Here is a 6,232-nt window from a genome sequence, read left to right on the forward strand (position 1 = left end):
GAAGTAGGCATGGGACTTAAAGATACATTTAAAAATTTATTTAACTATTTTGAAGTAGAAGATGCAAACGAGGCTGATGAACAGTACCAAGCAAATTCTACTGGTAATGAACGACCAGCAATGCATGTTGCTACAACAAAACCGGTCAGCAGACCTGTTGAAAGACCAAGTCGTGTCGAATCACGAGGGGATGCAAACAGTGGATCGGAGTCGCGGTTGCAACGCTTACATGAACGTCAACAAGAATTAATGTCTCATAGCGAACAAGGTAATCTAAAATCAACAATTGATATTAAATTTCCGAAACGGTATGAAGACGCACCAGAAATGGTTAATCTCTTGTTGGATAATGCAAGTATTTTAATTGATTTTCAATACATGTCTGAACAACAGGCACGCCGTTGTTTGGATTATTTGGATGGGGCACGATCAGTTCTTTCTGGAAATTTAAAGAAAGTTTCAAATACAATGTGGCTGTTAACCCCTGTAAATGTAACGGTGCATATTGAGGAACTCCGTAACACAAATGTCGGTGCGAATCAAGATTCTCAATTTGATTTTGATATGAAGCGGTAAATTTTATGCAATTTTTGATTTTTCTTATTTTAAAAATTGTAGAAATTTATTCGTATCTTTTATTGGCATATGCATTATTGAGCTGGTTTCCCAATCTCTATGCGACTCCATTGGGGCGTATGATTCAGTGGGCTGTGGCACCTATGTTAAAGCCCTTTAGACGGCTTAATCTACAGTTCATGGGCTTGGATTGGACAGTTATGGTTGCAATGATTGCACTCAACATTGGAACACGGATACTGATTCGCATCCTGCTTTTGCTAGCTTAATCATGAAAAATGATAAACAAATAATGCAACATTTTGCCAAGGAAGAAAGGGAATTCGTTGAGAAAATAATGGATATGTGTCAGCAAGTTGAAGATACATATTCCTATAGATTAACGCACTTTCTACATCCCCGACAAGATGATATTGTATCTAAAATTGCGCATTACTATCAATTACAAACTTTTTCAAGTCGTGACTTCTTGCCAACTGAACATTCGAGAGTCATTATTGCTCCAAGTTACTATGAATTAGATACTCAGGATTTTAAGCTAACAGCTCTTGATTTATCTTTTTCAAGAAAGTTTCATACTCTTTCTCATTCTCAAGTATTAGGAACTTTTCTAAATCAATTGGGGATTAAAAGAGAATACTTGGGGGATATCATTGTTAATGAAAAACAGCTTTTGGTGTTTTTAGATGAAAAGTTTGGACAGATTGCTCAACAGTCTATCACCAAAATTGCTCGTGTTCCTGTCAAAGTACGAGAAATTTCCTGGCTGTCAGTTCAATTATTGAACCAACAGGACTGGCGTTCAAAAGATGTTCTTGTTTCTAGTTTGAGACTGGATAAGTTGGTTGCGGTTGCTTTTAATCTTTCACGCTCTACTGCGAATAAGTTGATTGAAGCAGGACATGTAAAGTTGGATTATCTCCAATCCGATCAACCAAGTCGGACAGTTGAAATTGGGCAATTGATTAGTGTGAGGAAATACGGTAGAATTCGATTAAACGAGTTTTTAGGTTTTTCTAAGCAAGGAAAGATAAAATTAAAGTTAGACATTGTTAAAACTTAGGAGGAACTATGGCACTTACAGCACTAGAATTAAAAGATAAAACCTTTGCAACAAAATTCAGAGGTTATGATGCAGATGAAGTTGATGATTTTTTGGATATTGTAACGCGTGATTATGAGGACCTAATCCGTAAAAATCATGAACAAGAGTTGGAACTGAAAAATTTGCGTGAGCGTTTGGCGTATTTTGATGAAATGAAAGAATCGCTAAGCAAATCAGTTCTATTAGCTCAGGATACTGCTGAAAAAGTGAAAAAAGCTGCGGATGAGCAAGCAGCAAATATCATTAAACAAGCAGATTATGATGTCGCAACCTTATTGCATGAAGCGAAAGATAAGGCGAATGAAATTCTTCGTATTTCAACCGACAACGCTAAGCGAGTAGCTGTTGAAACAGAAGAATTGAAAAATAAAACTCGTATTTTCCATCAGAGGTTAAAATCTACAATTGAAAGTCAATTATCATTGGTAAATTCTCCTGAATGGGAAGATATTCTACGCCCAACTGCATCTTATCTTCAAACAAGCGATGAAGCCTTTAGAGAAGTATTGGTAAAAGTGCTTGATGAGGAAGTTCCAGAAGAAGAGAATCATTTAGATTATACTCTTCAACTTTCTGAAGAGGAAATTGCAGAGTTGACACGTCAAGCAACAGCATTTGAAGAAAATGAAACAATTGCTTTGTCAATTGATGATAACTAATTTAGAGCAAAGACACTATCAATAGAAATATTTTTAGCGAGTAGGAGACGGTGGAAGCCCTACAATCCCTTTCTTGCGATAATCCCTTTGCATGATTTTTCCTGAAAGAAGAAGTAGGGAAAGACGTCGGTTCACGTTACGAACGCTAGAGGGATAGGGGAAACTCTATCTGAACTAAGGTGGTACCACGAACTTTCGTCCTTATTTTGGCGGGAGTTTTTTTATTTTTTATGATACGATTAGAACTGGTAAACAAAGATAATTTTGATCAGGTGCTAGATCTTGATGTGGCACCTAAAGATCAGCGCCGAGTGGCGTCAGTTGAATATTCATTAGCTCAGGCATGGCTGTATCGAGATAGTGAAGTCCTGTTTCCATATGCTGTTAAATCTGGACAGCTAACAGTGGGATTTCTCTTGTTGTCCTATCAACCCATGGAAAACAGTTATTATATCTGGCGCATGCTCATTGATCAGAAGTATCAAAATCAGGGCTTTGGTAAGGAGGTCATTCGGCAAGTGTTACAACGAGCTAGGAATGATCAGCAGTGCCATAAGGTTACCGTAAATTATGTGATCGGTAATCATAAAATGCGGTACATTTTAGAAAAATTCGGCTTTCAACCTGTCGGTTTAGATGGTCAAGAAATGAAAATGGAATTAATTGTTAAATAAAGGAGTTATGATGAAACTAAAAGAAACCCTCAATTTGGGTAAAACAGCCTTTCCTATGCGCGCAGGTTTGCCAACACGCGAACCTGAATGGCAAAAAGCTTGGGATGAAGCAAATTTGTATGCGCGACGTCAAGAACTGAACGAAGGAAAACCGTCCTTCCACCTACATGATGGTCCTCCCTACGCAAATGGAAATATCCACGTTGGGCATGCCTTAAATAAAATTTCTAAAGATATTATTGTCCGTTCTAAATCGATGTCTGGTTTCCGAGCTCCTTACGTACCAGGTTGGGATACTCATGGTCTTCCGATTGAGCAAGTCTTGGCAAAACAAGGTGTCAAACGGAAAGAGATGGACTTGGTTGAATACCTTGAAATGTGTCGTGATTATGCTCTTAGCCAAGTTGACAAGCAACGTGATGACTTCAAGCGTCTTGGTGTCTCTGCTGATTGGGAAAATCCATATATTACCTTGACGAAAGACTATGAAGCAGCTCAGATCCGTGTCTTTGGTGCTATGGCAGACAAGGGCTATATCTACCGCGGTGCCAAGCCTGTTTACTGGTCATGGTCATCTGAATCTGCCCTTGCAGAAGCTGAAATCGAATACCATGACATTGACTCAACATCCCTTTACTATGCAAACAAGGTCAAAGATGGCAAGGGGGTGCTGGATTCAGATAGCTATATCGTTGTTTGGACAACTACACCATTTACTGTTACAGCTTCTCGCGGTTTGACCATGGGAGCAGATATTGATTATGTACTTGTTCAGCCAGAAGGTTCTGACCGGAAGTATGTATTGGCAGAAGCCTTGGTTGATAGTTTGGCAGCCAAATTTGGTTGGGCATCTTTCGAAGTGATTTCAAAACACAAGGGTGCTGAGTTTGAATATATTGTCACAGAACACCCATGGGATACTGAAGTGGATGAATTGCTCATCTTGGGTGATCATGTAACGACTGATTCAGGTACTGGTATTGTCCATACGGCTCCTGGTTTTGGTGAAGATGACTATAATGTCGGAATCAAATACAATTTAGAGGTGGCTGTAACTGTCAACGAACGTGGCTTGATGATGGAAAATGCAGGTCCTGATTTTGAAGGGCAATTCTATGACAAGGTTGTTCCAACTGTAAAAGAAAAACTAGGAGACTTGCTACTTGCTAGTGAAGTGATTAATCACTCTTATCCATTTGACTGGCGTACCAAAAAACCAATTATCTGGCGTGCAGTACCACAGTGGTTTGCTTCTGTTTCTAAATTCCGTCAAGAAATTTTAGATCAAATCGAAGCAACAAACTTCATTCCAGGTTGGGGTAAAACACGTCTCTACAATATGATCCGTGACCGTGGTGACTGGGTCATCTCACGTCAGCGGGCTTGGGGTGTGCCACTTCCTATCTTCTATGCAGAAGATGGTACAGCAATCATGTCTAAGGAAGTGACGGACCACGTTGCAGCTCTCTTTGAAGAGTATGGTTCAATCATCTGGTGGAAATCAGAAGCTAAAGACCTTCTTCCAGCTGGTTTCACTCATCCAGGTTCACCAAATGGCGAATTTACCAAAGAAACAGATATCATGGACGTATGGTTTGATTCTGGTTCATCTTGGAATGGTGTCATGAACGCCCGTGAAAACCTTGCCTATCCGGCAGACCTTTATCTTGAAGGATCTGACCAATACCGTGGCTGGTTTAATTCTTCCTTAATCACCTCTGTAGCAGTCAATGGTCATGCGCCATATAAAGCAGTATTATCACAAGGATTTGTTCTAGATGGTAAAGGCTTGAAGATGTCTAAATCACTTGGTAATACGATTTTACCAAGTGATGTTGAAAAACAATTTGGTGCAGAAATTTTGCGTTTGTGGGTGACTTCAGTTGATACGTCAAATGATGTCCGTGTATCAATGGAAATTCTTGGACAAGTTTCTGAAACTTACAGGAAAATTCGCAACACCCTCCGTTTCTTGATTGCAAATACCTCTGATTTCAATCCAGCAAGCGATGCGGTAGCTTATGACGAGCTTCGTTCAGTTGACCAATACCTCTTGGTGAAATTCAACAAACTGGTAGCACAAATCCGTGATGCCTACGATAGCTTTGATTTCATGGCCATCTACAAATCTGTGGTAAACTTTGTCACGCTTGACTTGTCAGCCTTCTACTTGGATTTTGCCAAGGACGTGGTCTACATTGATGGTGCCAAATCCTTGTCTCGCCGTCAGATGCAAACTGTTTTCTATGACATCTTGGTGAAAATTACCAAGCTCTTGACTCCAATCTTGCCACATACCGCAGAAGAAATCTGGTCATATTTGGAACACGAACCAGAAGAGTTTGTACAATTGGCGGAAATGCCAGAGGTGGAAACCTTTGCGAATGATGCGCAGTTGTTGGCTGACTGGGAGAAGGTTATGGTCTTCCGTACTCAGGCACAAAAAGCCTTGGAAGAAGCACGTAATGCAAAAGTGATTGGTAAGTCACTTGAAGCGCATTTGACAGCCTATGTCTCAGCTGAAACCAAGTCATTCTTGGATGGCTTAAATGCTGACCTTGCTCAACTTTTGATTGTATCTGATTTGACAGTTACCACCGAAGCTGCTCCTGCATCAGCGGTAGAAGTTGATGATCTTGCCTTTACTGTTACTCGTGCAACTGGTGAAGTTTGTGATCGTTGCCGTCGCATTGATACTAGTGTTGTAGAGCGTAGCTATGGTGCAACAATCTGTGACCACTGTGCAAGCGTAGTAGAAGAAAACTTTGTGGAAGCAGTAGCTCAAGGTTTTGAAGCATAGTCGAATGAATTAGCTTTCAGACAAGGAACTGAGGCGCAGGCTGTACTAGAGTAAGGAAAGACGAAAGTGACGATGTATCAAAGCTAATTCAAATGACTATATAAGTATAAAAGTCTATCTATTTCCGGATAGGCTTTTTTTTTCAAAAAAAAAAGAAGCTGGGCAAAAAGCCGTAAGCGCCCCATAACAAGGTACCTATCCAATCGTTCACTCCTCCAGTATACTGTAATTAAAAAACTGGAGGATTTTTTTATGTCACAACCCATCGTCCCATTGACTGTTCCCAAATCGCGACGCTCTGAAAAGAAAAGCAGAAATGAGATCCTGATGAAGATTCGTCTCGAAAAAGTAGAACTCACTTTCTTTCACTCTATCAACCAAGAGGTATTGGAAACAATCTTGGATAAGGTACTGTTCT

The 6,232-nt window shown here is 40.0% G+C and carries 6 protein-coding genes; all 6 read left to right on the plus strand.

Annotated elements, in window-relative coordinates:
* The first annotated feature begins 9 nt into the window (after positions 1-9).
* The 6 genes from K6V48_RS09035 to ileS all read left to right on the plus strand — a co-directional run bounded on the left by K6V48_RS09035 (position 10) and on the right by ileS (position 5,814).
* Complete coding sequence (locus K6V48_RS09035; RefSeq protein ID WP_105126109.1) at positions 10-576, plus strand: cell division protein SepF; 567 nt, start codon at positions 10-12, stop codon at positions 574-576.
* 5 nt (positions 577-581) lie between these two features.
* Positions 582-845, plus strand: coding sequence for a YggT family protein (locus K6V48_RS09040; protein WP_105126108.1), 264 nt, complete (start codon positions 582-584; stop codon positions 843-845).
* A 2-nt stretch (positions 846-847) separates the two neighbouring features.
* Positions 848-1,639 carry a YlmH family RNA-binding protein gene (locus K6V48_RS09045; RefSeq protein ID WP_105126107.1) on the plus strand — a complete coding sequence of 264 codons (792 nt, stop codon included), beginning with the start codon at positions 848-850 and terminating at the stop codon, positions 1,637-1,639.
* An 8-nt stretch (positions 1,640-1,647) separates the two neighbouring features.
* Positions 1,648-2,340 carry a DivIVA domain-containing protein gene (locus K6V48_RS09050; protein ID WP_105126106.1) on the plus strand — a complete coding sequence of 231 codons (693 nt, stop codon included), beginning with the start codon at positions 1,648-1,650 and terminating at the stop codon, positions 2,338-2,340.
* A 230-nt stretch (positions 2,341-2,570) separates the two neighbouring features.
* A complete protein-coding gene (locus K6V48_RS09055; RefSeq protein ID WP_105126105.1) occupies positions 2,571-3,014 on the plus strand; it encodes a GNAT family N-acetyltransferase in 444 nt (147 codons plus the stop codon).
* A 10-nt stretch (positions 3,015-3,024) separates the two neighbouring features.
* Entirely contained in the window at positions 3,025-5,814 is a 2,790-nt protein-coding gene (gene ileS, locus K6V48_RS09060) for an isoleucine--tRNA ligase (protein WP_222369210.1), read from the plus strand.
* The last annotated feature ends 418 nt before the right edge of the window (positions 5,815-6,232 follow it).

The organism is Streptococcus suis (assembly GCF_019794555.1).
Taxonomy (GTDB): domain Bacteria; phylum Bacillota; class Bacilli; order Lactobacillales; family Streptococcaceae; genus Streptococcus; species Streptococcus suis_AB.

What these genes read in the sequence shown, in the direction of transcription:
- K6V48_RS09035 (WP_105126109.1), top strand. Translation starts at nt 10, where the DNA reads ATGGGACTTAAAGATACATTTAAAAATTTATTTAACTATTTTGAAGTA.
- K6V48_RS09040 (WP_105126108.1), top strand. Translation starts at nt 582, where the DNA reads ATGCAATTTTTGATTTTTCTTATTTTAAAAATTGTAGAAATTTATTCG.
- K6V48_RS09045 (WP_105126107.1), top strand. Translation starts at nt 848, where the DNA reads ATGAAAAATGATAAACAAATAATGCAACATTTTGCCAAGGAAGAAAGG.
- K6V48_RS09050 (WP_105126106.1), top strand. Translation starts at nt 1,648, where the DNA reads ATGGCACTTACAGCACTAGAATTAAAAGATAAAACCTTTGCAACAAAA.
- K6V48_RS09055 (WP_105126105.1), top strand. Translation starts at nt 2,571, where the DNA reads ATGATACGATTAGAACTGGTAAACAAAGATAATTTTGATCAGGTGCTA.
- ileS (WP_222369210.1), top strand. Translation starts at nt 3,025, where the DNA reads ATGAAACTAAAAGAAACCCTCAATTTGGGTAAAACAGCCTTTCCTATG.